This is a genomic window from Xanthomonas citri pv. mangiferaeindicae (genome assembly GCA_002240395.1).
GTDB classification, from domain to species: Bacteria; Pseudomonadota; Gammaproteobacteria; order Xanthomonadales; family Xanthomonadaceae; genus Luteimonas; species Luteimonas citri_A.
The window spans coordinates 38,300-63,876 of record CP016836.1 but is presented as its reverse complement, the minus strand read 5'-3'; the positions used below and the strand labels follow the sequence as shown (position 1 = coordinate 63,876).

Here is a 25,577-nt window from a genome sequence, read left to right as displayed (position 1 = left end):
GCTTCGTCTTCGGGTGGGGATTTCCGCATGCAGGCCTGGTTGCGGCGCAAGAACATCGATCTGATCACCGTGCACGAGGAAGGACGCCGGCTGGTGCCCACCCTCGGCTGGCCGCACCTGGTCGCGTTGGGCATCGGCGCGATCGTAGGCACGGGCATCTACACCCTGATCGGCGTCGGCGCGAACCTCGCTGGGCCGGCAGTGCTGCTGTCGTTCCTCGTCGCCGGTGTGGTCTGCGCCTGCGCCGCGCTCGCCTACGCCGAGATGTCGACGATGATGCCGGCCGCCGGCAGTGCCTACACCTACAGCTATGCGGTGCTCGGCGAGGGCATCGCCTGGATCGTCGGCTGGAGCCTGATCCTGGAGTACTCGCTGGTCGTGAGCGCGGTGGCGGTCGGCTGGTCGGGCTCGGTGGTCGAGTTCCTGACCGGCATCGGCGTGACCGTGCCGCAGGCGATCGCGGTCGGGCCGCATGCCGGCGGCGTGGTCAATCTGCCGGCGGTGCTGATCACCTTCGCCGTTGCCGGCCTGCTGGTGGTGGGCACGAAGGAGAGCGCGACGCTCAATGCCGTGCTGGTGGTGGTCAAGGTCGTCGCGCTGGCGGTGTTCGTGGCGATCGCGCTGCCGCACTTCGACGCGGCCAATCTCGAGCCCTTCATGCCGCACGGCTTTGCCAAGAGCATGGGCGGCGACGGCGTGGAGCGTGGGGTGATGGCGGCTGCGGCCATCATCTTCTTCGCCTTCTACGGCTTCGATGCGATCTCCACTGCCGCCGAGGAAACCCGCAATCCCAAGCGCGACCTGTCGATCGGCATCATCGGCTCGATGGTCGGCTGCACGGTGATCTACCTGCTGGTCGCGCTGGCGGCGGTGGGTGCGATGCACTACACACTGTTCGCGCAGAGCCCGGCGCCGTTGGCGCTGATCATGCGCGAACTGGGGCAGGGTACCGCGTCTGGCATCGTGTCGGGCGCGGCGGTGGTCGCGCTGCCGACGGTGCTGCTGGCGTTCTTCTATGGCCAGAGCCGGGTGTTCTTCGTGATGTCGCGCGACGGCCTGCTGCCGCGCGCGCTGTCCAAGGTCGATGCCCGGCGCGGTACGCCGGTGATGATCACGCTGTTCACCGCAGTGCTGGTCGCCGCGCTCGCCGGCGTGGCCCGCCTGGACGAGATCGCCGCGCTCGCCAATGCCGGTACGCTGGCCGCCTTCACCGCGGTCGCGCTGTGCATGCTGGTGCTGCGTGTGCGCGACCCGCAGCGCCCGCGCGTGTTCCGCGCGCCGCTGGCGTGGGTGATCGGCCCGATCGCGATCCTCGGTTGCACCTACCTGTTCTGGAGCCTGCCGCAGCGCACGCAGTTGTGGTTCCTGGCCTGGAACGTGTTCGGCGTCCTGGTCTACCTGCTCTATGCGCGGCGCAACAGTGTGCTGGGCCGCGGCGGCGACGCATGAGGCCTGTGCGCATCCGCACGCGATGAACGCCGGCGACGCCCGGCCCTGGGTGATCGCGCTGATGGGCCCGACCGCCTCGGGCAAATCCGCGCTGGCGCTGGCCCTGGCCGAGCGCCTCAATGGTGAGATCGTCAGCGTCGACTCGGCGCTGGTGTATCGCGGACTGGACATCGGGGCGGCCAAGCCCGATGCCGCCGAGCGCGACCGCGTCGCGCACCACATGCTCGACCTGCGCGATCCGTGGCAGACCTATTCGGCGGCCGAGTTCGCCATCGATGCCCGCCACGCGATCGAGGACATCCTCGCCCGCGGACGGCTGCCGATCCTCGCCGGTGGCACCGGGTTGTACTTTGCCGCGCTGCTCGAAGGCCTGTCGCCGATGCCGGCCGCCGACCCGGCCGTGCGGGCGGAGATCACCGCGCAGGCCGCCGCACTTGGCTGGCCGGCGTTGCACGCCCAGCTTGCGGCGGTCGATCCGGAGGCCGCGGCGCGGATCGGACCGGGCGATCCGCAGCGCATCCAGCGGGCGCTCGAAGTGCATCGCCTGAGCGGCGTGCCGATCAGCGACTGGCAACGCCGGCCGTCCGAGGCGCCGCCGTTCCCGGCGCGTGTGCTGCAGTTGGCGATCGCGCCGCCCGAGCGTGCCGAGCTGCATGCGCGGATCGCGGCCCGTTTCGATGCGATGCTCGCCGCCGGCTTCCTCGACGAGGTCCGCGCGCTGCGTGCCTTGCCGCAACTGCGCGCCCATCCTGCGCCGCTGGAGTTGCCGGCGATCCGCGCCGTCGGCTACCGCCAGGCCTGGGAGTACCTGGACGGGCTGGGGGATGTGGCGTCGATGCGCGATCGCGCGATCGCCGCGACCCGGCAACTGGCCAAGCGCCAGTTCACCTGGCTGCGTGGGCGCAGCCAAGTGCGCTGGTTCGACCCTGGACGCGAGCGCGCCGCGCTCGATGCCGCGGTCGACCAGGCGTTGGCGGCGCGCCCGGCGGTAGGCGCAGGAGACGGCTGAACCGTGCTGCGCACCCCGACAGGCCGATCGAGACGAACCGTCCCGTACGCGCGGGGCAAGGGTTGTGTAACATCGGCGGGTCGCGTCGCGGGGAGTGGCGTCGACGGGCCAGCGCCCGACAACAATAACCAAGCTGGGGAACACGATGTCCAAGGGACAGTCCTTGCAGGATCCTTTCCTGAACGCATTGCGCCGTGAGCGCGTACCGGTCTCGATTTACCTCGTCAACGGCATCAAACTGCAGGGCACGATCGAGTCGTTCGACCAATTCGTGGTGCTGCTGCGCAACACCGTGAGCCAGATGGTCTACAAGCATGCGATCTCGACTGTGGTGCCGGCGCGCAACGTGCGCGTGGCCCCCGGTGGCGGTTTCGTCGAGTCCGCGCATGGTGCGGTCGACGATGCCGCCGAACAGCCTGAATGAATCTAGAGGTCTGACCCCGCTTGTTCGAACGCTCCCGCAAGGGTGAAAACGCGCTGCTGATCCAGCCCCACGCGCACGGCCCGGCCGACGAGGGCGTGCTCGAGGAATTTTCCGAGCTCGCGCGCTCGGCCGGTGCCCATGTCGCGATGGTGATCCCCGCGCGCATCGACCGCCCCAATGCCGCCACGCTGATCGGCAGCGGCAAGCTGGAGGAGGTCAAGGCCGCCGCCGACGCCAGCGGCGCCGACCTGATCCTGGTCAACCACCGGCTCTCGCCCGGCCAGGAGCGCAACCTCGAGCGTGCGCTCGAGCGGCGCGTGGTCGACCGCACCGGGCTGATCCTCGACATCTTCGCCCAGCGCGCGCGCAGCCACGAAGGCAAGCTGCAGGTCGAGCTGGCGCAGCTGCGCCACATGGCCACGCGCCTGGTGCGCGGCTGGACCCACCTGGAACGCCAGCGCGGTGGTTCGATCGGCCTGCGCGGTCCGGGCGAGACCCAGCTTGAGACCGACCGCCGCCTGCTGCAGAAGCGGGTCGAGCAGTTGCAGGCCAGGCTGGGCAAGGTCGAGGTGCAGCGCACCCAGATGCGCCGCGCGCGCGTGCGCAGCGAACTGCCGCGCGTCGCCCTGGTCGGCTACACCAACGCCGGCAAGTCGACGCTGTTCAATACGCTCAGCGGCGCGGACGCCTACGCGGCCGACCAGTTGTTCGCGACTTTGGATCCGACCGTGCGCCGGGTCGACCTGTCGGGCGGTGCGATCGTGCTCGCCGACACGGTCGGCTTCGTCCGCGACCTGCCGCACGAACTCGTCGCCGCCTTCCGCTCCACGTTGAGCGAGGCGCGTGAGGCCGATCTGCTGCTGCACGTCATCGACGCCGCCGATCCATTGCGCAACGAGCGCATCGCCCAGGTCGATGCGGTGCTCGGCGAGATCGGCGCCGGTGAGCTGCCGCAGTTGCTGGTGTTCAACAAGATCGACCGCATCGACGGCGCTACGCCGCGCTACGACATGGATCCGGCGGCGCTCGCCGACGATGCCGTGCGCGAGGCGGTGTGGATCTCCGCGCGCGACGGGCTCGGCCTGGACCTGCTGTCGCAGGCACTGGCGCGCCGCTTGGGCATGCGCCGCATCGTCGGTAGCGTGGCGTTGCCGCCCGAGGCGGGCCGGTTGCGTGCGCGCCTGCACGCGCTCGAGGCAGTGCGCGAGGAAGTGGCCGAGGAGGCCGGCGGTTGGCGGCTACAGGTCGATCTGGCGCATGCCGACGCCGCGCGCCTGGCCGCGCAACCCGAGGGCGCCCCATTGCGCGTGCTCTTGCCTGTCGACGACCCTGACACCATCTGATCTGGGGCCTTCGGTCGTGGGGTGTCCGCACAAGCGCCCCGATCACGTCCGTTTCCCGATCTTCCCCCGCGTTTTTCCGACATCGACGACCGTGTTTCCTGCTGGCGCCGTGGCGTCCGCAGCCCGGGAGCCGGTTAGACTATGCAATCCCCGCGCCGTCGCCGACGCAGGCTGCGCGCCCGAAATTGGAGCAGGCATGGCCTGGAACATTCCCGGCAAGAACAAGGACAACGAGTCCCCGGACCGTCGCGGGTCCGGCGGCGGTGACCGCAATCCCTGGCCGCCGCGCCGTAACGGCGGCCGCCGTGGTCGCGGTGGCGGTGCGTTCGACGGCCTGATCGACCAACTGCGCGGCCTGTTCGGTGGTGGCGGTGGCGGCAACCCGCTACGCTGGTTCGCGGTCGCGCTGGTCGTCATCGTGCTGCTCAACTGCTTCGTGCTGGTCGGCGAACAGCAGCGTGGCGTGGTGCTGCGTTTCGGCCAGGCCGCGCGCGTCATGGGCCCGGGTCCGAACTTCAAACTGCCGTGGCCGATCGAGCGCGTGACCAAGGTCGATGCGACGACGGTGCAGTCCTACAGCAATACCGTGCCGGTGCTGACCCGCGACGAGAACATCGTCGTGGTCTCGTTCAACGTGCAGTACCGGGTCGGCGATCCGATCAAGTATCTCTATGGCACCCGCAATGCGCGCGAGATGCTCGAGCAGACTGCGGTCAGCGCGGTGCGCGAGCAGATCGGCCGTGCCAATCTCGACGCTGCGCTCAATGCCCGTGGCCCGCTGTCGACCGCGGCGCAGGAATCGCTGCAGGCCTCGCTCAACAGCTACCAGACGGGCCTGGCCGTCACCGAGCTCAACCTGCAGGACGCGCGCCCGCCCGAGGAGGTCAAGCCGGCCTTCGACGAGGTCAACAGCGCCCAGCAGATGAACGAACAGCTGGTCAAGGAAGCCGGCGCCTACGCCGCCAAGATCGTGCCCGAGGCACGCGGTGAGGCCGCACGTATCCGCGCGCAGGCCGAAGGCTACAAGACCGCCGAGATCGCCCGCGCCACCGGTGACGCGACCCGCTTCTCGCTGCTGGTCGAGGAATACGCCAAGGCCCCCGACGTCACCCGCAAGCGCCTGTGGCTCGATACCGTGCAGCAGGTGCTCGCCGAGAACCGCACCGTGGTCGGCGGCGATGGCCGTCAGCTGATCTACGTCCCGATGGCCGGTGGTGGGGCCTCCTCGCAGGCCGCGCCGTCGCTGGTCCCGCCCGAGGTGCTGTCGCCGACCGTCGAGGCCACCCGTGAGGCCGCCCAGGCGCCCGCGCGGTCCTCCCAGCTGCCGCGCCCGCCGCGCGATGGAGGCTCCCGATGAGACTGAATTTCGTCATTCCGCTGCTGATCATCGTGCTGCTGGGCCTGATGGGCTCGGTGTTCGTGGTCCGCGAAGGCCAGGTCGCCCTGGTGCTCAACCTCGGCCGCGTGGCCCGCACCGATATCGGCCCGGGCCTGCACTTCAAGGTCCCATTGATCGAGTCGGCGCGGATCTTCGACCGCCGCTTCAACGCCAGCGCGTTCTCGCCCGAGCGCTCGCTGACCTCCGAGCGCAAGGACGTCAGCGTCGACTTCGTTGCGATCGTCACCATCAGCGACGCCGCCGCGTTCTATCGCGCCACCCAGGGCCGCGAGGACGACGCCAGCCTGCGCCTGGAGCCGATCATCAAGAACTCGCTGCGCAACGAGATCAACGCCAACACGCTGACCGAGCTGGTCTCGGGCAACCGCGCACAGTTCGTCGACCGCCAGTTGCCAGGCATCAACGAAGCCGCCAAGTCGCTGGGCATGCAGATCGTCGATATCCGCCTCAAGCAGATCGACCTGCCCACCGACAGCCAGGTCATCGTGCAGGTCTACGACCGTATGCGCGCCGAGCGCCGCGAGGTCGCCACCCGGCTGCGCGCCGAGGGCGAGGAGCAGGCGCGTGCGATCCGCGGTCAGGCCGATCGCGAGCAGACGGTGCTGCTGGCCGAGGCCGAGCGCGATGCACAGAAGCTGCGAGGCGAGGGCGATGCCGAGGCGACCCGTATCTACGGCGAAGCGGCCAACCGCGATCCGGGCTTCTACGCCTTCCAGCGCAGCCTGGAGTCGTACCGCAAGGCGTTCGAGAAGGGCGACAGCGTGATCGTGCTCGAGCGCAACGACCCGTTCCTGCAGTACCTGCGCAGCGACCGCTGAGCACGACGATGTCGCAGCTGTGGGCGGCGCTGTGCCTGGTGGCGGTGATCGAGGGCCTGATCCTCTTCGTCGCCCCGGGCCTGTGGAAGCGCACCGCAGCCCAAATGCTGGCGATGTCGTCCGGTGCGCTGCGCCGCGTGGGCGGGGTGATCCTGCTGTTGGGCGTGACCGCCCTGGTGCTGGTGCGCGGCGCAGGCTGAAACGCGCCCGTGCGCGGGGGCTGAACCTCCGGCCGCCCCTGGGGTGGCCCCGCACGACGAAAACCCGGAGAATGCACAAAAGCCGGCTGGCCGCCCCTGCAAGGGCGCGCTTGCCGGCTTTTTCCGTGTCCGGGTCCGGCGCGGCGGACGTGCCCCGATGGCGCGCTCCGCAGCGGCGCGTCGCGCCAGGTGCGGACCCACTCTGCGGCCCCGATGGCCGCACGCAACAGGAGTCATCAAGATGGGTCAGTCAGTCGTAGTGCTCGGCGCGCAATGGGGCGACGAAGGCAAGGGCAAGATCGTCGACCTGCTCACGCAGGACATCGGCGCTGTGGTGCGTTTCCAGGGCGGCCATAACGCCGGCCATACGCTGGTCATCGGCGGCAAGAAGACCGTTCTCCACCTCATTCCCTCGGGCATCCTGCGCGACGATGCGCTTTGCCTGATCGGCAACGGCGTGGTGCTCAGCCCCGCGGCGTTGATCAAGGAGATCGGCGAGCTCGAGGCCGCCGGCATCGAGGTGCGCTCGCGGCTGAAGATCAGCCCGGCCACGCCGCTGATCATGCCCTACCACATCGCCCTCGATCAGGCCCGTGAGAAGGCCGCCGGCGGCAAGGCCATCGGCACCACCGGACGCGGTATCGGCCCGGCCTACGAGGACAAGGTCGCTCGTCGCGGTATCCGGGTCGCCGACCTGCACTATCCCAAGCAGCTCGAGGACCAGCTGCGCACCGCGCTCGACTACCACAACTTCGTGCTGACCCAGTACCTGGGCGTGGAGGCGGTGGACTTCCAGAAGACCTACGACGAGGCGCTGGCCTTCGGCGAGTACGTCGAGCCGATGAAGTCCGACGTCGCCGGCATCCTGCACGACCTGCGCAAGCAGGGCAGCAAGGTGCTGTTCGAAGGCGCGCAGGGCGCGCTGCTCGACATCGACCACGGCACCTATCCCTACGTCACCAGCTCCAACACCACCGTCGGCGGCGCGCTGGCCGGCACCGGTGTGGGCGCGGATGCGATCGACTACGTGCTGGGCATCGCCAAGGCCTACGCCACGCGCGTGGGCGGCGGCCCATTCCCGACCGAGCTCGACGACGAGATCGGGCAGGGCATTCGCGATCGCGGCCAGGAATACGGCGCCTCGACCGGCCGCCCGCGCCGCTGCGGCTGGATGGACATCGTCGCACTCAAGCGCGCGGTCGCCATCAACGGGATCTCGGGACTGTGCATCACCAAGCTCGACGTGCTCGACGGCATGGAGAAGCTCAAGGTCTGCATCGCCTACGAATATCGCGGCAAGCGCACCGAGTACGCCCCGCTCGACGCCGCCGGCTGGGACGAGTGCACGCCGGTGTACCTCGAGTTCCCGGGTTGGGAAGAGACCACCCACGGCATCACCGAGTGGGACGATCTGCCGCCCGCAGCCCGCGCCTACCTGCGCGCGCTCGAGGAACTGGCCGGCTGCCCGATCAGCATCGTGAGCACCGGCCCCGACCGCGCGCACACGATGGTGCTGCAGGACCCGTTCGCCTGATCGCGGACGTGGCATGACCGACACGGCCCGGCGCGTCCGGGCCGTGTCGTATCCGGGCACCGGCATCGACCGGCCGCGGTCGCCCGGCGGGCAGGCCACGTGCATGCACGACGGGCTTGCGCGCAGCGACGCCGGACGCAACGATGCGTCCGTCACGCCGCCTCCGGCGTGCGATCGCCCGTTGCCCGCCACCGAGACCCCGATGCGCCTGTTCCCCGCCGTCCTCGCCATCGCCGCCGCCCTGTGTGCAGGCTGCCAGGCCGACGCGAAAGATCCGCCGCTGCCGTCGTTCGGCATCGACCTGTCGCATCCCGACAATCCCTATCTGGTCACGCCGGTCGAAGGCCATGTCGTGCTGCTCGACGGACGCCAGGTCGCGCTGCCCTACGGCAGCAGTTCGGGCACGTGGGGCCAGTCGGGAAAAGGCGCCGGCGAGGACCGCGGCATTCCGGTGGGCGCGCAGATCGTCTACTACGCCCGGTACGACGACACCTTCTACCGCCTGGACGCGGCCTTCCCGCGCGCGTTGATGGAAACGTTGGCTTACCGGGCCTATCCCAACAACGAGTCCGATTCCAGCGAGCAGCCGCTCCAGCCCTATATCGACGTGCGCCAGGTGCCGGACTACGCGCGGCAGTTCAATCGCTTCGGCATGAGTTACTACCCAATGCGCGGACTGGTGTTCGGCTTCGCGCCCGAGGGCCTGGTCGCAGTCTGGGTGCGCTACGGCGCCCAGCAGGTTCAGGTCGGTACGTTCCGGGCCCAGCCGGTCGAGGACGATGCGCGCTACGCGGACGCGTTGTTTTCGACCATCTCGGTGACGCGCGCGCAGATGCGGGCCCAGGTGATGCCTGACGCCTCGGCCCGTCCGTGGCTGGACTACCAGCAGCGCTACGACTGGGCCCCGGTGTTCGAGCCGCCCGGTTCCGACGCCGAGCTCTATCAGGTCATCACCGAGTACTTCAACGGCGAGCGCGAGATCATGCTGCGTCCCTGGGTGGGGCAGGGGATCGCCCAGTCGCGCGCGGTGCCCCGGGAGATGACCCTGTACTGGCGCTCGCCCAGCGGCAATACGCTCGAGACCGCAGTGCGATTCGACTGGGCCGCGTTGAACCGGCTGTTCGCCGCCCAGCCCGGCGCCCATGCGTTGCGTTTCGTCGATGACGGCCACGGCGGCCTGGACGTCAGACTGGGCGATGTCGCCGTGCCGACGCTGCACCTGGATTCGGCGCGCAGCGGGTTCACGTTCAAGCCCTGAGCGGGCCCGTCGCGGCAGGCGGACGACAGGCGCACGCGCCGATTGTCCGCAGCCGCGCGGCTTGCCATGATGCGGGCGAGGGTTCATCGGTTTGCCGGATGCAGGCCACGCATTTCACTTTTGCAGGGCTGGTTCGTCCAGGCATCCATGGAGTCCGTCCGTCACCCGATTGACCGCTTACCCGAGCCCGACGCGCCCGCCGTGCCGGCGCCGGCGGGCCGGCCTGCGCCCGGCACGCTCGACGCCGCCGAACTCGTGCGCAACCTCAACACGACCCTGGTCCGCTCGCTGCAGCACCGACTGGGGTCCTATGAGGACGCGCGCGAGGTCGCGCAGGAGGCCTATGCCCGGCTGCTGCATCTGGGCAATGCCCAGGTGGTCAGTTTCCAGCGCGCGCTGCTGTTCAAGATCGCGCAGAACCTGGCCACCGACCTGTTGCGGCGACGCGCCTACACCGAGCTTCCCGAGCCGGACGGGCTGGAGCTGTGGCCCGACCCGGGCACCGATCCCGAGCGTTCCGCGCGTGCCCGGCGGGTGGTGGAGCGACTGCCCGACGTGCTCGCCGAGCTGCCGGAGAAGTGCGCAGAGGCCTTTCGCCTGGTGCGGATGGAGCAATGCAGTTTCAAGGAAGCGGGGGAGCGTCTGAATCTGACCGACCGGATGGTGCGGATCCATGTCGCGCGCGCACTGGCGCTGTGCCAGCTGCGCTTCGACGAACTCAGGGACGATGCGGAAGGTGACGACCATGCATGAGCCCACTGCCGCGCGCCGTGCCCAGGCGCTCGAAGAGGCCGCGACCTGGCTCATCCGGCTGGGCGAGCACGACCTGAGCGACGCCGACGTCGATGCCTGGAATGCCTGGATGGAGGCCTCGCCCCTGCATGCGCAGGCTTTTGCCGACATCGACCTGCTGTGGGAGGCCGCCGCGGACGTCGATCCCGGCCGCGTCCAGGCCGTGCGCGAGGCGCAGGCGCCCCGCGTCGCCCCGGTTGCGGGCGATGACGCGGCGCGCGCCGCGATCACTCCGGCGGTCACCGAGGCCACGTTCCGGCCACGATCGTCGGTGCGCACGGCGCACGCGGCTCGCCGTGGTCGCCGCACCGGCGCCTGGGCGGCGCTGGCCGCCAGCGTCGCCGCGGTCGCCGTGGCCGTGGGCCTGTGGCGCGCCGATGCGCCCAACGTCGGGCCCGAAATGCACCTCGTTGCCGCCGTCGGCACACCGCGACAGACAACGCTTGCCGATGGCTCGCGCATCGATCTCGATGCCGGCAGCGAGATTGTCGTGCAGTACAGCAGCCAGCGGCGGCAGGTGGAGCTGGTCCGCGGGCAGGCCTATTTTTCAGTCGCCAAGGATCCGGCGCGGCCGTTCGAGGTCCGCGCCGGAGGTGCGATGGCGCAGGCACTGGGCACGCGATTCGTGGTCGCGCGTCGGGCCGAAGGCGAGCGCGTCTCGGTCACCGAGGGCCGCGTGCAGGTGACCGACCTCCGCGTCGACGGCGGTGCGGCGCACCAGGTGGTGCAGTTGACGGCCAACCAGAGCACGACCCTGGTCGAGGACGGGCCGCTGCTGGCGCCGGTGGCGCACGAGCCCGCGTCGACCCTGTCCTGGCTCGATGGCAATGTGACCTATCGGCGTGAATCGTTGCGCAACGTGGTCGCCGATCTCAATCGCTATTCCTCGCGCCCGATCGTCCTGCAGGACGAGGCCATGGCGCGGATGCAGGTGACCGGGCGCTGGCAGACAGGCGACCTGGATGCCTGGCTCGACAGCGTCGCCCGCGCGCTGTCGCTGCGGGTCGTACGCGATGGCGAGCGGATCGTGCTGACCCGCTCGGGGCCCGCGCCGCGCGTGTCCGATCAAAGCGGCGCGGATGCGCCGACCGCACGGGGGCTGCAATGACCGGGAGACGCTTGAGAGCTTGAGCGCATACCGTCGCCGGGCGGCATCCTGCGTTCCCCGCGCTCTGCGGTCGGGGGCGGGCGCGCGATGGCTGTTGTCGGCGTTGGCCGCGGTCTCGTTGTGGTCTGGCCCGGTGCGCGCCGTCGAACCGCCGGCCGCGCGGACCGTCTTCGACCTGCCGCCGCAGGCGCTCGAAGATGCGTTGATCCAGTTCTCCGAGCAGTCGGGCCGGCAGTTCGTGGCGATCGGCGATCTGCGCGCCGCCCCCAGAACGCCCCGAGTGCAGGGCGCGATGGACGATCGTGACGCATTGCGGCGCTTGCTCGCCGGCAGCGGTTTCGATTTCCGGGTCAGCGAGGACGGCGTCGTCGCCATCGCCCCGGCGATCGCCGCGCCGCCGCGCACGCCCGCAACGCCGCAGCAGTCGGCCGCGCCGCAGAGTCGCACACCGGTCGACATGGGCAAGGTGCAGGTGACCGCCCGGCGTCGGACCGAGCGCAGCCTGGATGTCCCGTTGGCGGTGACCGCGCTGCGTGGCGCACAGCTTGAGGCCGCTGGCGTGATGAATGCCGCCCACGCGATCGATTCGGTGCCCGGTGCATCGACGGTCGATGTCGGCGGCGGTTTCACCCAGGTGCAGATCCGCGGCGTGTCGAGTTCGCTGGGCGGCAACGACAATGGCTACTACCTCGACGAGATCCCGTTCACCGGCGTCACCGTGCCCTGGCACCCGGATGCGCGTGCGTTCGACCTGGACCGCGTCGAGGTGCTGCGCGGCCCGCAGGGCACGCTGTTTGGCGAAGGCTCGATGGGCGGCACCGTCCGCATTCTGACCAACGCGCCGGCCTTCGACCGCGTCGCGCTGCGCGCCACCGCCGGCCTGTCGACGGTGCGCGACGGCGGCAACGGCCGAAGCGCCAAGCTGATGGCCAACCTGCCGCTGGTGGCCGAGCGCCTGGCGTTGCGTGCGGTGGCCACCGACGAATCGCTGCCCGGCTGGGTCGACGACAGCCGTGACGGCCGCCGCGACATCAACAGCCAGCACGTGCGCACCGGCCGCTTGCGCCTGTCCGCACTGCCCACCGAGCGCTGGCGACTCGACGTGGCGCACTGGACCTTCGATTCGGACGCGCCGGGTGGCGGCTACGCGGCCGACGACGCGATGCAGACCTCGTACTTCTACAGCCGCGATGTGCGCTGGACCACGTCCAACCTGGTCAGCACCTATGAGGCCGACGCCTCGACCCTGGTCTACACGCATGCGCAGGCCGACCTCGAACAGCAGCAGGCCGGCGAGATCCTGCCGGGCACTGCCTATACCAGCGCGATCGACATCGCGCTGCAGACCAACGAACTGCGCTGGAGCTCGCGCGGACGCGGCGCGCTGTCATGGACGCTCGGTGCCTACCGGCGGCACGCAGCCCGCGCCGATGTCGCGGCGATCGGCGCCGTCGCACCCAGCCGCGCCCGGCAGACCAACGACGGCGCGGCGTACTTCGGCGAGGCGACGTTGCAACTGCCCAAACCCGAATGGAGCGTCAATCTGGGGCTGCGCTACTTCGAGGACCGTGTGCGCGGCGCGTCGTTGACCGCCGATGCCCAGACCGGGCTCGACGAGACCTTCCACAGTTGGAATCCGCGTCTGGGCGTGTCGTGGAAGCCGGCACCGGATGCCACCGTCTACGCGAGCCTCGCCAAGGGCTTCCGCTCCGGCCAGTTGCAGCCGGTGACCTCGGTGCTGCTGGCGCAGGCGGCCGGTATCGCACTACCCACCAGGATCGACGCCGACCGCATCCTGACCAGCGAAGTCGGGGCGAAGCTGCTGCTGCATGATCGGCGGGTGCTGCTCGAGACCGCGGTCTTCGACAGCCGTTGGCGCGACGTGCCCGTCCGCGTGCCCGTGACCGACGTGTTCAACGGCCTGGTCAATTCGGAGGGCGCGCGGATCCGCGGCGCTGAACTCGGGCTCACCGTACAGTCGCGCACCGACACCCGTTTCGAGTTCGAAGCGGCGTGGATCGATGCCGCCTATAGCGCGCGCGTCGAGGGCACGACCATCGCGCCGGGCACCCCGGTCTACAACATTCCACGGCTGACCGCTGGGGCCTCGGCCGAGCATCGCCATGCCGTGCGCGAGGGCCTGCAACTCGTCACCCGCGCCGGGCTGCGCTATCACAGCGCACGCCAGGTCTCGCTGACCCAGGGCTCGCCGGGCGACGCGATTCTGTGGGCGGGCGCGCGCGTGGGGCTGGAATCGGACGCCGGCTGGAGTCTGACCCTGTACGGCGACAACCTGAGCAACGAATCGGGCGCCGACGATGCCCGCAACATCCGTGGCATGGCCACGCGACTTCGGCCGCTGACAGTGGGCCTGGAGTTCGAGACGCGCTACTGACCCGTGCGCATGACAGGCGCATTTCACTTTTTCTTCATTCGCTCGTCACGGCTTTTGGAAGGCCATGCACGACGCCTGGTCTTCGACGCGCACATCGCGCCCCACCGATCGCCAGGAGAGAGCCGTGACCCGTACCGCCCGCGCTTCGCATCGCCCATCCGTCCCCGTCCGCCAGGTGCTGTGCGTAGGCATTGCCACGGCCCTGCTGTTCGCCGCCAATGCGCAGGCCGACGACGCCCTCGCCACCGATGCTCAGACCGCCGACACCGCTCGGGCCACCTCGCACGATGACGCGGTCAAGGAACTGGGCAGCGTCACCGTGACCGCGCGCAAGCGCAGCGAGCGTCAGATCGACGTGCCGATCGCGATGTCGGCCATCACCGGCGAGCAGATCGATGCCTTCGGCATCAACAACGTCTCGGAGATCATCACGATGACGCCGGGTGCCGCCTCGGTCGACAACGGCGGCGGCTTCACCCAGGTGCAGATCCGCGGCGTGTCCAGCTCGCTAGGCGGCAACGACAACGGCTACTACCTCGACGAGATCCCGTTCACCGGCGTCAGCGTGCCGTGGTATCCGGAAGCGCGCTCCTGGGACATCGACCGCGTCGAGATCCTCAAGGGGCCGCAGGGCACGCTGTTCGGCGAAGGCTCGATGGGCGGCACCGTGCGCATCCTCACCCGCAAGCCCGACTTCAACACCTTCGGCGGCGCTTTCGAGGGATCGGCCTCGACGACCAAGGGCGGCAGCAACGGCTGGGGCGGCAAGGGCGTGGTGAACATCCCGCTGATCGACGATCGCCTGGCCGCGCGCGTGGCGGTCACCGACGAAAAGCTCTCGGGCTGGACCGACGACAACACCACCGGCGACCAGGACATCAACGAGCAGCGCGTCAAGACCGGACGGGTGAAGGTGCGCTTCGCACCGGTCGAACAGTGGACGATGGACCTCGCCTACTGGAAGTACGAGTCGGACGCACCGGGCGGCGGCAACGGCGCGCTCGACGATCTGACGACGAACTCGTTCTACAGCAACACCGACGAATGGCACACCGCCAGCTTCGTGAGCACCTACGATTTCGGCGGCTCGGAACTGTTCTATTCGTTCGCCGACGCCGAACTCGACTATGCCAACGACGGCATGCTCAATCCGACCACCTCCTACGTCAGCAACATCAACCTGCAGGTGCGCACGCAGGAACTGCGCTGGTCGTCCACCGGCGACCGCCGGGTCGACTGGACCGTGGGCTACTACCTGCGCGAGGCCGAGCGCAACGACGCGTCGCAGGTCGGCGGTGCGCCGCCGAGCCAATCCAGCCAGACCAATGACGCCTACGCGGTCTTCGGCGAAGTCACGGTGAAGCTGCCCGATCCGCGCTGGGCACTGACCGGCGGCCTGCGCTACTTCAGCGACGACGTCGACGCGATCTCGGTCTCGACCACGCGCACCTCGACGCTCAACGCGAACTTCGACAGCTGGAATCCGCGCGTGTCGGTGTCGTTCAAGCCCGAGCGCGATACCACGCTGTACGCCAGTGCGGCCCGCGGTTTCCGCTCCGGCCAGCTGCAGCCGATCTCCTCGATCCTGCTCGCCGAGCAGAACGGCATCGTGTTGCCGTCGACCATCGATCCCGACTCGATCACCACCTACGAGCTCGGCGCCAAGTCGCTGTTCCTCGACGGCAGCCTGCTGGTGGAGGGCGCGCTGTTCTACAGCGACTGGAAGGATGTGGCGGTGCGCGTGCCGATCACCTCGACCATCAACGGCCTGACCAACTCCAAGGGCACCGAGAACAAGGGCGTCGAGTTCAACCTGGTCTACACGCCGACCGCATCGCTGATGCTGCAGCTCGGTGGCGCGATCATCGACGCCACCTACGTCGCCGATGTGCCCGGCACGCCGCTCAACAAGGGCACCGACGTCTACAACGTGCCGCGCAACAGCCTGTCGGCCTCGGCCGCCTACAGCTGGGACATCCGCAGCGACCTGCGCGGTGTCGCGCGCACCGGTTTGGTCCACGACTCGGCGCGTGAGACCGCGCTGACCGCCGGGTCGCCGGGCGATGCGATCACGATGCTCGATGCGCGCGTCGGTCTGGAGTCCGATGCCGGCTGGTCGGCCTTCCTCTACGGCGAGAACCTCACCGACGAGGATGGCGCGCTTAATGCCCGTACGACCCTGGGCGTGGCCAATCGCCTGCGGCCGCGGACCTTCGGCGTGCTGGTGCGCTACAGCTTCTGACCCGCCCCGACCGGCGCCTGCAACGGGCGCCGGTCTTCCGACAGGACGATCTCATGCCTTTCTCGCAACGGATTCACCCCGGTGCCCGGTTGCTGGCGCTCTCGGCGCTCGCGGCCCTCGCACCGGCGATGGCGCAGACCGCCGACCCGCAATGGCTGGAACCGCCGCACGACGCCCGCGCGCTGGAGTGGGCGCGGGGCAAGACCGCGGCCTCCGAAGCCGCGATCCGCGCGATGCCCGCCTATGCCCAGGTCAAGGCCGAACTGGCGGGTGCGCTCGCCACCGGCGCCGCTGAACCGGACATCACCTTGATGGGCCCGCGGGCGCTGCGCTTCTTCCGCGACGCCGCGCATCCCTATGGCCTGCTGCAGCTTGCCGACCGCGACGCAGACGGCCTGCCCGGGTCGTGGCGCACCGTGCTCGATGTCGGGCAACTGCGTCAGGCCGAAGGCACGCCATTCGAGTTGCAGGCCTACGATCTGTCCAGCGCCTGCCTCGCGCCGACGTTTGCGCGCTGTCTGCTGCGGTTGTCGCCGGCGGGCGGCGACGAGGTCGAGATCCGCGAATTCGATCTGGACGCCGCGCGCTTCGTCGACGAGGGCTTCCGCACACCGAAGGCGCGCGCCTTCGCCGAATGGATGGGTCCCGACCAGGTGCTCGTCGAACACACCGCCGATGGTGCGCCGAAAACGATGGCCGGCTGGCCGGCGTCGGTGCGCCTGTGGCAGCGCGGCGAACCCCTGGCGCGTGCGCGTGAGGTCTATGCCGCGCAGCCAACCGACGCGATCGTGCAGTTGTTCGCGGTCGGCGAGGGGGCGCAGCGCCGCGGCGTGATCGTGCGCGCAATCGATTACTCGACGTTCGAAGTCTTCGGCGTCGGCCAGGATGGCGCCGTCGAGCAGGCACCGCTGCCGCGCTCGCTCAAGCCGATGGCCGTGCAGGCGCTGGTCGGTGGGCAGGTGGTGGTCCAGCTCGGCGTCGATGCCACGGTCGAAGGCACGGCATATCCGGCCGAGACGTTGCTGGCCTGGAACAGCGACCCGGCCACGACCGGTGCGCGTGTCACCCGCATCTACACACCCGCCGACGGCGATTACCTGGGCGGCCGCAGCGACATCGCCAGCGCACAGGGCAAGCTGGCGTTCGTGGTCAACCAACTGCTGGTGCCGCGCGTGCTGCTGGCGACGCCGGTCGAGGCGGGCTGGCGCGTGGACGAAGCGATCGCCGGCGGCCCCGGCGATACGCTGTCGGTGCGTGGCGGCGGCAGTTCGGCCGACGACCTGATCGTGACCCGCGAAGGGTTCGTCGCACCGCGCCGGCAGTCGCTGTACCGGCCCGGACAACCGCTGCGCCTGCTGGCCGAGGACCGCAGCCTGTTCGACGGCGCCGGCTACATCACCGAGATCCGCACCGCGACCTCGCGTGATGGCACCACGGTCGACTACTGGCTGCTGCGGCCGAAGGCACTGGCGCCCGGTCCGCAGCCGTTGTTCATGACCGGCTATGGCGCGTTCGGCATCTCCTACCGCCCCGGTTACTTCGATCACACGGTCGGCGGCCCGGCCTTCAAGCTGTGGCTCGACCGCGGCGGCTCGCTGGCGATTCCGGCGGTGCGCGGCGGCGGCGAGCGTGGTGAGGCCTGGCACCAGGCGGCGATCCGCACCCAGCGTCAGCGCTCCTACGACGACTTCATCGCCGTGGCCGAGCAACTGGTGTCGAGCGGCTACACGGTCCCGGCGAAGATCGGCGTGTTCGGCATGTCGAACGGTGGCCTGCTGTCGGCGACGCTGGGCACTCAGCGCCCCGACCTGTTCGGCGCGGTGGTCAGCGATGTGCCGCTGACCGACCTGATCCGGATGCGGCACATGGGCATGGGCGCGGCCTGGATCAACGAGTACGGCGATCCCGACAAGCCCGACGAGGCGGCCGCGATGCGCGCGTACTCGCCGATGCAGAACGTGCGTGCGGGCGTGACCTATCCGCCGTTCCTGGTGACGATCTCGACCGAGGACAACCGCGTCGGACCGGGCCATGCCCGCAAGCTGGCGGCGCGGCTCGATGACGTCGGCGCACCGGTGTACTTCCTCGAGGACGAGGAGGGCGGGCACGGCGTCAGCGACGCATTCCGCAACCCCGAACTCATGGCCTTGCGCATGACGTTCCTGATCGACACCTTGCTGCCCGCGACGAACGCCACGCCCTGACGGCGCGCGGTACGAGCGCCGCACGACCACGCCAGGGATCGCCTGGCGTGGATTTTTTGCACGTGGCGTCGGCGAGGGCGTCGGTCTGCGGGCCCTCCAGCGCGTGACGCCGGGCGCGGACTGCCTGAATGGCCCCGCCGACGGCCCGTCCTTTGCGACAGTGATGCACAACACGCTTTGCCTCCCCCGCCTGCGGGGGGAGGCCGGCGCGCATTGCGCGTCGGGTAGGGGAGGGGCCTTCTCCGGAATACGCCCCCACCCAACCCTCCCCCGCAGGCGGGGGAGGGCAGGACGCGTCGGGCGTTTCGGTTGCTGATGTGACCCGGACGCGTGTGCGTGGGAGCGCTTCCGTCACGTATAGAAGACGCGATCACGCTGCGCGCCTCACGTAGCATGGTCGGGCTCGGGTGCATGATCGCGCCCGCGACCCACCGCATGACCCGACGGCTCGAGGGAGCGCCGATGTACCTGCAGACCGTGTTCGGCGATGCGCGCCATCCCAATCCCTGCCGCGGCTGCGGGGCCGACGACCCGCTCGGCTTCGATATCCGCATGGCGTTCCAGCCGATCGTCGACGCACGCGACCGCTCGATCTTCGGCTACGAGGCGCTGGTGCGGTCGATGGACGGCGGCGGCGCTGCGGCGGTGATTGCGCAAGTGCGCCCCGAACAGCTCTACCGCTTCGACCAGACCTGCCGGGTCAAGGCCATCGAGACCGCGGCGCGGCTGGGCCTGCGCGAGCGCCTGTCGATCAACTTCTTTCCCAATGCGGTCTACGAGCCGGCGACCTGCATCCGCCTGACGCTCGCCGCCGCGCAGACCTTCGGCTTCCCGACCGACAAGCTGATCTTCGAGACCGCGGAATCGGAACAGGTGCGCGACCATGGCCACCTGACCCGGATCTTCCGCGACTATCACAGCCGCGGCTTTTTGACCGCGATCGACGATTTCGGCGCCGGCTATGCCGGCCTGGGCTTGTTGGCGGATTTCCAGCCCGACCTGCTCAAGCTCGACATGGCGCTGGTGCGCAACGTCGATGCCGACCCCAACCGCGCCGCGATCATCGGCGGCGTGGTGCAGATTGCGCAATCGCTGGGGTGCACTGTGCTCGCCGAAGGCGTCGAGCGCGACGCCGAGTACCGCACACTGCGGGCCTTGGGCGTGCCGTTGTTCCAGGGCTATCTGTTCGGCAAGCCGGCGCTGGAGGCGCTGGTGCCGGTGCCGGATGCCCTCTGGGCCCATCTCGAGGCCTGAGGCGCGACCAGGCTCGGTCGGCGAGGGCAGGGACCATCGCATCGCGGGCGTTTCACCGGCCCTTGCCGCCGCATCGGGGAGGATGCCCGGTGCCGCGCGTGGCCCGCGCGCGACGCGTCCCGCCCTCACCGAGACCTTCCATGGACACACGCCCTGTCGTCGTGGCGCCATTGCACAGGCCGCTGCACCCCTTGCACATGCTGCTGGTCACCAGCGCATTCCCGCTGTTTCTCGGCGCCCTGATCGCCGATATCGCCTACGCGCGCAGCTACGAGATCCAGTGGACCAACTTCGCCTCCTGGCTGCTGGTCGGCGCGATGCTGTTCGCCGTCGTCGGCCTGGTCTGGGCGCTGGTCTCGCTGGCCACGCCGACCGCGCGCACGCGCACCCGGTTCCTCTATGCCGGCCTGCTGGCGCTGACCTGCGTGCTGGGCTTTCTCAATTCGCTGATCCACGCGATGGATGCGTGGCAGAAGATGCCGCAGGCGCTGGTGTGGTCGACGCTGTGCGTGCTGTCGATCGCCGCGACGCTTTGGTTCGCGCTGGGCGGCACGCTGCGCCGCCGGGAGGTGGTGGCATGAACATCCGGCATTCCCGATCGAAGATCGCATTGCGTGTGCTGGTGCCCGCGCTGGCGTTTGCGCTGGCGGCCTGCAATGGCACGCCCGAGGAGACCTATGTCGGCCCGTCGCCCGACCTGCCCAAGCCGCAGCGCGGTCTGTTCCCGACGTTGAAGGTCTCGCTGCCGGCGCAGTGGGGCGACGAGCGTCCGCAGGTGCCCGAGGGCTACGAGATCACGCCGATCGCCGACAACCTGCAGATTCCGCGGCAGATGCTGGTGCTGCCCAACGGCGACATCCTGGTCGCCGAAGGCCGCGGCGGCCGCGCGCCCAAGCTCACGCCCAAGGACATCATCGCCGGCGTCATCAAGGGCCGCGGCAATACCCAGGTCGAGAGCGGCAACCGCATCACCTTGCTGCGCGACGGCGATGGCGATGGCGCTTACGAGAGCCGCTCGATCTTCGCTGAAGGCCTGGATGCGCCGTACGGCCTGGCTTTCGGCAACGACTCGATCTACGTCGCGACGCAGGATGCGCTGCTGCGCTTCGACTACACCCCAGGCGCGGTCAACGCCGCCGGCCCGCCGCAGGAGATCACCCGGTTGCCGGCGGCGATCAATCACCACTGGACCAAGTCGCTGGCGATCAGCCATGACGGACGCTATCTGTTCGTGGGCATCGGCTCGGACAGCAACATCACCGAGCGGGGTCTTGCGGTGGAAGAGAACCGCGCGATGATCTGGCAGGTCGATGCACAGACCGGCTTCCATCGTGTCTTCGCCACCGGCCTGCGCAATCCCACTGCGCTGGCGATGCAGCCGGGCATGGATCAGCTGTGGGCGGTGGTCAACGAGCGCGACGAGATCGGCGACGAACTCGTGCCCGATTATCTGACCAGCGTGCGCCCCGGCGGCTTCTACGGCTGGCCCTACAGCTACTGGGGCCAGCACGTGGACGAGCGGGTGCGGCCGCAGAAGCCGGACAAGGTCGCCAGCGCGATCGTGCCGGACTTCGCGCTCGGCTCGCATGTCGCCGCGCTCGGCCTGGCGTTCTCGTCGCCCGCGATGGGCGCGCAATTCGCCAACGGTGTGTTCGTCGGCCAGCACGGCAGTTGGAACCGTGATCCGCCGGTCGGTTACAAGGTTTCGTTCGTGCCGTTCCGCGACGGTCGTCCGTCCGGCGAGGCGATCGACTTCGCCACCGGCTTCCTTGGCCAGGACGGCAAGGCCCGCGGCCGCCCGGTGGGCGTGGCGGTGGACCCGCGCGGCGCGCTGCTGGTCGCCGATGATCTGGCCAACACCATCTGGCGGATCGTGCCGACCGGGGCAGCGGCGGGTGCCACGGCCCCGGCCGCAATCTCCGCGCCCGCGGAGCCCCCATCTGCCGACGCGCCTGCGCCGGCATCGCCGTCGCCCGCAGGCTGACGAGCGTCGACACGACGAACGGACGGGCCCTGCGGGCCCGTCCTGCCGATTGTCTTGATTGCGCCGTGGCGGCTCAGCCCGCGTCGCGCGGGAGCCTGGCGACCACCTTGATCTCGAAATCGAAGCCGGCCAGCCAGGTCACGCCGACGACGGTCGCAGTCGGGAACGGCGCCTGTCCCCAGTACTCGGGCACGATCGCCCACGCCTGCTCGAAGCGGGTCGCCGGATCGACGACGAAGAACGTCACATCGATCACGTCGTCGAACGTGCAGCCGGCGGCATCGAGCACCGCATTGAGGTTCTCGAATGCCCGGTGGACCTGGCGTTCGAAGTCCGGCTCGGGCGATCCATCCTCGCGGCTGCCGACCTGGCCGGAGACGAACAGCAAGCCGTCGGCGCGGACCGCCGGCGAGTAGCGGTGGCGCTCGTACAGGGCATGGCGGTGGGTGGGAAACACGACATCGCGTGTGGTCATGGCGGTGCACCTTCAACAAGAACAGGATGGGCACCAGTCTGGTGGCCGTCGGCGGCGGGATAAACGCGCCGCGCTGTCCAGCACTGTTCGTAGAATCCGGACAATCTCATCAATCGGACGTCCGATGGACCGTTTCGACGCGATGCAGGCCTTCGCGCGCGTGGTGGAGACCGGCAGCTTCACCAAGGCCGCGGCCACGCTGCACATGAGCCGCACGACAGTGACGCAGTTGGTCCAGCAGTTGGAGGCGCGGCTGCGGGTGCGGTTGCTCAACCGCACCACGCGCCAGGTCAATGTGACGGCCGATGGCGCCGCCTATTACGACCGCGTGGTGCAGTTGCTGGCCGACATGGACGATGCCGAGACCAGCCTGTCGAGCGCCGCTGCCGCGCCGCGCGGGCGGCTGCGGGTGGACGTGCCCAGCCCGTTCGCACGCCTGGTGCTGGTGCCCGCGCTGCCGCAGTTCCATGCGCGCTACCCGGACATCCAGCTTGACCTGGGCGTCAGCGACCGCCGCATCGACCTGATCGGCGAGCACGTCGACTGCGTGGTGCGCGGCGGCACGATCACCGACCAGTCCCTGATAGCGCGGCACGTCGGCGACCTGCAGCTCGGCGTGTACGCCGCACCCGCGTACCTGCAACGCATGGGCGTGCCGGCGCATCCGCGCGAACTCGAGGACAGTGCGCACCGCATTGTCGGTTTCCTGTGGGCGCGCACTGGCAAGCCGCTGCGGATTGCGATGCGCCGCGGCGACGACCACCTGCAGGTGCAGGGGCGCTACGTGGTCGCGCTGGACGACGGCAACGCCTACCTCGCCGCCGGGCTCGCCGGCCTCGGCGTGCTGTGGCTGCCCGACTACATGGCCAAGGCACCGGCGGCGAGCGGCGCCCTGGTGCGCCTGTTCGAGGGCTGGCAACTCGACCCGATGCCAATGCACATTGCATTTCCGCCCAACCGCCACGTCAGCGCGAAGGTCCGGGTATTCATCGACTGGGTCATCGAATTGATGGCCGAACACGCCCCCTGGCCCGGCAACCACCCGCCTGACGCCGACCACTCGCAACATCACGCCTTCCCCGCTTGCGGGGGAGGGCTGGGGAGGGGGCTCCCGCCGCACGCAGCATCACTCCCTCTCCCACTTGGGGGGAGGGCCGGGGTTGGGGGCACCGCACGCTGCACACCCAACGCCGCCCGCCGACCCGCGGATTCGCGCCTCCTTGACGATTCGCTGGCGATCCTGCGGTGCCCCGCCATGGAGACCTGCATGACGATGAGCGCCTGCGGCCTTGGCCGCATCCCGATCGCAGCGCGGGCCGATCGCCTCGCGCTGGCCGCGCCTGCTGCCTGCGGCACACGCCGCACGGAGCGCTGACCGATGGCACGGCTCCGACACACCGACTGGCCGGACCGGCTGTGGATCGTGCGGCATGGGCAAAGCGCCGGCAATGTCGCACGCGACGAGGCCGAGCTCGCACAGACTCACCTGATCGATATCGAAACCCGCGATGCCGACACCCCGCTTTCGGACCTCGGACATCGCCAGTCCAAAGCGCTGGCCGCATGGTTTGCCGATCTGCCGGCCGACGAACGCCCCAACGTGCTGCTGACCTCGCCATTCGTCCGCGCCCAGCAGACCATCCATGCGGTTGCCGATGCCCTGCGCATCGATCGCGCCGACATCGTCGTTGACGAGCGCCTGCGCGAAAAGGAGTTCGGCATCCTCGACCGCTACACCGTGGCCGGGATCCAGGCCACGTTCCCGGAACTGGCCGCGCAGCGCGCGCAGGTCGGCAAGTTCTACTTCCGTCCGCCGGGCGGTGAGAGCTGGTGCGACGTGCTGCTGCGTCTGCGCAGCGTGACCGAGGTACTGCGCCGCGACCATGTCGGCGAGCGCGTGCTGATCGTCGCCCATCAGGTCATCGTCAACTGCTTCCGCTACCTGCTCGAGTGCATGGACGAACAGCAGATTCTCGACATCGACCGCAAGGCCGACGTGCCCAACTGCTCGATCACCGAATACGCACTCGACCGCAACTGGCGTGATGCGCGCTTCGAACTGCAGGTCGCGAACTTCGCGCTGCCGGTCGCGGCGGGCGGGGCACCGGTCACCGACGCCGCCGACGCCCCGGCCGGACCGAAATGACCTCCTCCATGCCGCGTCGCCCCAGTGTTCGCCGGTTGACCGCGCCGCTGCTGCGCGCCTGGCCATTGCCCGATCCATCGGGCGGGCAGAGCAAGGAGGACCGCGGCCGTGTGCTGGTGATCGGCGGCAGCGTGCAGATCCCGGGGGCTGTGCTGCTGGCCGGCCTGGCCGCACTGCGTGCCGGCGCCGGCAAGCTGCAGGTCGCCACCGTCGCCGAGGCCGCGCTGCCGCTGGCGATCGCGATGCCCGAGGCCAAGGTCATGGGCGTGCCGGGCACGCGTCAAGGCGCCATCCGCGACCTCGGCCGCGAGGCCACCGCTGCGGCCCGCAGCGCAGACGCGGTGCTGGTCGGCCCCGGCATGGATTGCACCGTGGCCACGCGACGCAACGTCGCTGCGGTGCTCAATGCGGCGGCCTGCCCGGTCGTCCTCGACGCCGGCGCCTTGCAGACCGATGTCGTGCGCACGTTGCAGCGCCGGACAGGTCAGGGCGCGACCATCATGACGCCGCACATCGGCGAAATGGCCGGCTTGCTGGGCATCGACGCCGATGCGATTTCCGCCGACGCGCAGGCCATCGCCCGCGACCATGCGCGCGACTGGGGCGTGGTACTCGTGCTCAAGGGCCCGACCACGACCATCGCCGCGCCCGATGGGCGCATGTGGCTCAATACCGCCGGCAGTGCGGGCCTGGGCACATCGGGCTCGGGCGATGTGCTCGCCGGCCTCATCGCCGGTCTTGTCGCCCGCGGCGCGGCGCCCGAGCAGGCCGCCGCCTGGGGCGTGTACCTGCACGCACGCGCAGGCGCCCGGCTCTCGCGTCGGCAGGGTATTGTGGGCTTCCTCGCCCGCGAAATCGGCGACGAAATTCCCGCGCTGATGCAGCGGCTGTAACCAGGCAGAACAAAGGGCGCAGTCATCGCTATCGCGCGATGCCGCCCGACAACGATCCCGGCCACTTGTCGCCACCGTTTCGGCAGCGCAACTCAGCACAGCCGACGGGCCGGAATCAGCATCGGACCGATGGGCCTGGCCAGGGGCCGACTGCAGTCTGGGCACGTCGGGCGGCAGGTCAGGGCACCGCAACACCGCACACGTCGCATGCAGGCGATGCGCGGAATGGGATGCGCGCTGCTTCACCGCCGCGACGCGACGACACGTAGCCCATCCAGCCCAGGAGCACGCCAATGCCGATTATCGACACCGGAAAGAAGGCCACCACCGCCAGCAACAGCGCGATCAGCGCGCTGCACAGCGAGAAACAGAAAGGCATCGCGAAGTGGAAGTCGTACCTCGACCCGAGGAACACCAATCCGGACCTGTATGTCCTGGCCGGCGCGGTGGTCGTGCACCTGGATCGGTTCGACCCGAAGACCTACAACGGCCCGGGCACGGTCTACGAGGACAAGAGCGGCCACTACTACGGCGAAATCGTGCCGCCGAGCGACCAGAGCGGTGACGACATCCCCCCGCAGCCCAACCGCGGCATGCCGCCGTCCTCGGACGACGAAAACGACTGACGCACTCGCTCCACGCAAGCGGAG

21 protein-coding genes and 1 pseudogene are annotated in these 25,577 nt (G+C 69.6%); 21 read left to right on the top strand and 1 reads right to left on the bottom strand.

The window, feature by feature from the left end:
* Nucleotides 1-27: 27 nt before the first annotated feature.
* From BEN78_00270 to BEN78_00190, 17 genes are all read left to right on the top strand, one after another.
* On the top strand, nucleotides 28-1,449 hold the full coding sequence (locus tag BEN78_00270; protein ASR42081.1) for an amino acid permease: 1,422 nt from the start codon (nucleotides 28-30) through the stop codon (nucleotides 1,447-1,449).
* 22 nt (nucleotides 1,450-1,471) lie between these two features.
* Nucleotides 1,472-2,458 (top strand): tRNA (adenosine(37)-N6)-dimethylallyltransferase MiaA, encoded by a 987-nt coding sequence (locus BEN78_00265; GenBank protein ID ASR44797.1) that lies wholly within the window; start codon nucleotides 1,472-1,474, stop codon nucleotides 2,456-2,458.
* 145 nt (nucleotides 2,459-2,603) lie between these two features.
* The gene (locus tag BEN78_00260) at nucleotides 2,604-2,882 is read left to right on the top strand and encodes an RNA chaperone Hfq (protein ASR42080.1); all 279 of its coding nucleotides are present in this window, start codon (nucleotides 2,604-2,606) and stop codon (nucleotides 2,880-2,882) included.
* 20 nt (nucleotides 2,883-2,902) lie between these two features.
* Nucleotides 2,903-4,225 (top strand): GTPase HflX, encoded by a 1,323-nt coding sequence (locus BEN78_00255; protein ASR42079.1) that lies wholly within the window; start codon nucleotides 2,903-2,905, stop codon nucleotides 4,223-4,225.
* A gap of 196 nt (nucleotides 4,226-4,421) precedes the next feature.
* Nucleotides 4,422-5,582 carry an HflK protein gene (locus BEN78_00250; GenBank protein ASR42078.1) on the top strand — a complete coding sequence of 387 codons (1,161 nt, stop codon included), beginning with the start codon at nucleotides 4,422-4,424 and terminating at the stop codon, nucleotides 5,580-5,582.
* Nucleotides 5,579-6,442 (top strand): HflC protein, encoded by an 864-nt coding sequence (locus BEN78_00245; GenBank protein ID ASR42077.1) that lies wholly within the window; start codon nucleotides 5,579-5,581, stop codon nucleotides 6,440-6,442. Before BEN78_00250 ends, BEN78_00245 begins: the two co-directional genes overlap by 4 nt.
* Before the next feature lie 8 nt (nucleotides 6,443-6,450).
* A complete protein-coding gene (locus tag BEN78_00240) occupies nucleotides 6,451-6,642 on the top strand; it encodes a hypothetical protein (protein ID ASR42076.1) in 192 nt (63 codons plus the stop codon).
* Between the two features lie 241 nt (nucleotides 6,643-6,883).
* Nucleotides 6,884-8,176: an adenylosuccinate synthase gene (locus BEN78_00235; protein ASR42075.1), complete on the top strand. Its 1,293-nt coding sequence runs from the start codon at nucleotides 6,884-6,886 to the stop codon at nucleotides 8,174-8,176.
* A gap of 13 nt (nucleotides 8,177-8,189) precedes the next feature.
* The gene (locus BEN78_00230) at nucleotides 8,190-9,434 is read left to right on the top strand and encodes a hypothetical protein (GenBank protein ID ASR42074.1); all 1,245 of its coding nucleotides are present in this window, start codon (nucleotides 8,190-8,192) and stop codon (nucleotides 9,432-9,434) included.
* Nucleotides 9,435-9,635: 201 nt separating this feature from the next.
* Nucleotides 9,636-10,187: a hypothetical protein gene (locus BEN78_00225; GenBank protein ID ASR44796.1), complete on the top strand. Its 552-nt coding sequence runs from the start codon at nucleotides 9,636-9,638 to the stop codon at nucleotides 10,185-10,187.
* Complete coding sequence (locus BEN78_00220) at nucleotides 10,162-11,334, top strand: hypothetical protein (protein ASR42073.1); 1,173 nt, start codon at nucleotides 10,162-10,164, stop codon at nucleotides 11,332-11,334. Before BEN78_00225 ends, BEN78_00220 begins: the two co-directional genes overlap by 26 nt.
* A gap of 94 nt (nucleotides 11,335-11,428) precedes the next feature.
* Nucleotides 11,429-13,729, top strand: coding sequence for a hypothetical protein (locus BEN78_00215; GenBank protein ID ASR42072.1), 2,301 nt, complete (start codon nucleotides 11,429-11,431; stop codon nucleotides 13,727-13,729).
* A gap of 175 nt (nucleotides 13,730-13,904) precedes the next feature.
* Nucleotides 13,905-15,971: a hypothetical protein gene (locus BEN78_00210; protein ID ASR42071.1), complete on the top strand. Its 2,067-nt coding sequence runs from the start codon at nucleotides 13,905-13,907 to the stop codon at nucleotides 15,969-15,971.
* Nucleotides 15,972-16,060: 89 nt separating this feature from the next.
* Complete coding sequence (locus tag BEN78_00205; protein ID ASR42070.1) at nucleotides 16,061-18,175, top strand: hypothetical protein; 2,115 nt, start codon at nucleotides 16,061-16,063, stop codon at nucleotides 18,173-18,175.
* A 462-nt stretch (nucleotides 18,176-18,637) separates the two neighbouring features.
* Nucleotides 18,638-19,429 carry a diguanylate phosphodiesterase gene (locus BEN78_00200; GenBank protein ID ASR44795.1) on the top strand — a complete coding sequence of 264 codons (792 nt, stop codon included), beginning with the start codon at nucleotides 18,638-18,640 and terminating at the stop codon, nucleotides 19,427-19,429.
* A 140-nt stretch (nucleotides 19,430-19,569) separates the two neighbouring features.
* Complete coding sequence (locus BEN78_00195; protein ID ASR42069.1) at nucleotides 19,570-20,010, top strand: hypothetical protein; 441 nt, start codon at nucleotides 19,570-19,572, stop codon at nucleotides 20,008-20,010.
* Nucleotides 20,007-21,413 carry a sorbosone dehydrogenase gene (locus BEN78_00190; GenBank protein ASR42068.1) on the top strand — a complete coding sequence of 469 codons (1,407 nt, stop codon included), beginning with the start codon at nucleotides 20,007-20,009 and terminating at the stop codon, nucleotides 21,411-21,413. The genes BEN78_00195 and BEN78_00190 overlap by 4 nt, the downstream gene beginning before the upstream one ends.
* Before the next feature lie 73 nt (nucleotides 21,414-21,486).
* Here the strand turns inward: BEN78_00190 and BEN78_00185 are convergent, their stop codons facing one another.
* A complete protein-coding gene (locus BEN78_00185) occupies nucleotides 21,487-21,888 on the bottom strand; it encodes a hypothetical protein (GenBank protein ASR42067.1) in 402 nt (133 codons plus the stop codon).
* A 124-nt stretch (nucleotides 21,889-22,012) separates the two neighbouring features.
* Here BEN78_00185 and BEN78_00180 point away from each other — a divergent pair.
* From BEN78_00180 to BEN78_00165, 4 genes and pseudogenes are all read left to right on the top strand, one after another.
* A pseudogene (locus tag BEN78_00180) lies at nucleotides 22,013-22,915 on the top strand (LysR family transcriptional regulator).
* A gap of 351 nt (nucleotides 22,916-23,266) precedes the next feature.
* Nucleotides 23,267-24,034, top strand: a complete 768-nt coding sequence (locus BEN78_00175) for a phosphoglycerate mutase (protein ID ASR42066.1) — start codon at nucleotides 23,267-23,269, stop codon at nucleotides 24,032-24,034.
* An 8-nt stretch (nucleotides 24,035-24,042) separates the two neighbouring features.
* Nucleotides 24,043-24,927, top strand: coding sequence for an NAD(P)H-hydrate dehydratase (locus BEN78_00170; GenBank protein ASR42065.1), 885 nt, complete (start codon nucleotides 24,043-24,045; stop codon nucleotides 24,925-24,927).
* 293 nt (nucleotides 24,928-25,220) lie between these two features.
* Entirely contained in the window at nucleotides 25,221-25,553 is a 333-nt protein-coding gene (locus tag BEN78_00165; GenBank protein ID ASR42064.1) for a hypothetical protein, read from the top strand.
* The last annotated feature ends 24 nt before the right edge of the window (nucleotides 25,554-25,577 follow it).